Source organism: Pseudomonas sp. PDM27, from assembly GCF_019219205.1.
Lineage (GTDB): Bacteria > Pseudomonadota > Gammaproteobacteria > Pseudomonadales > Pseudomonadaceae > Aquipseudomonas > Aquipseudomonas laurylsulfatiphila.
In genome coordinates, this window is record NZ_JAHUWF010000037.1 from 1 (window position 1) to 402 (window position 402).

1 protein-coding gene is annotated in these 402 nt (G+C 52.2%); it reads left to right on the top strand.

Translation table 11 applies throughout. The annotated features are described in order from the left end of the window. The first annotated feature begins 83 nt into the window (after window positions 1–83). Window positions 84–386, top strand: a complete 303-nt coding sequence (locus KW838_RS29280) for a transposase (RefSeq protein ID WP_256326664.1) — start codon at window positions 84–86, stop codon at window positions 384–386. The last annotated feature ends 16 nt before the right edge of the window (window positions 387–402 follow it).

Here is a 402-nt window from a genome sequence, read left to right on the forward strand (position 1 = left end):
TCGCGAGCAAGCTGAACTGGCCTAATGATTTTGGACACTTCAATCGGGCGCTATGATGGCGCCCAAATTTGAGGTGTTTGGATATGCGTAAATCTTATTCCAGTGAATTCAAACTCAAGGCCGCCAGCATGGTGCTGGACGAGGGCCAGTCAGTTCCCGATGTTTGTGCCAGTTTGGATATTGGCCCTACCGCCTTGCGCCGTTGGGTCGATCAGGTTCGCAAAGAACGCTTGGGTTCGACCCCGGTGGGGGCCAAGGCAATCACCGCCGATCAACGGGAGATTCAGCAGCTCAAAGCGTTGCTCAGGCAAAAAGACCTGGACATTGAAATCCTAAAAAAGGCCAGTGCTCTCCTGCTTTTGGACTCCAAAGATCATTCTCGCTGATCAATGAGCTGGACGA

Coding starts and splice junctions, on each gene's coding strand:
- KW838_RS29280 (WP_256326664.1), top strand. CDS start 84: ATGCGTAAATCTTATTCCAGTGAATTCAAACTCAAGGCCGCCAGCATG.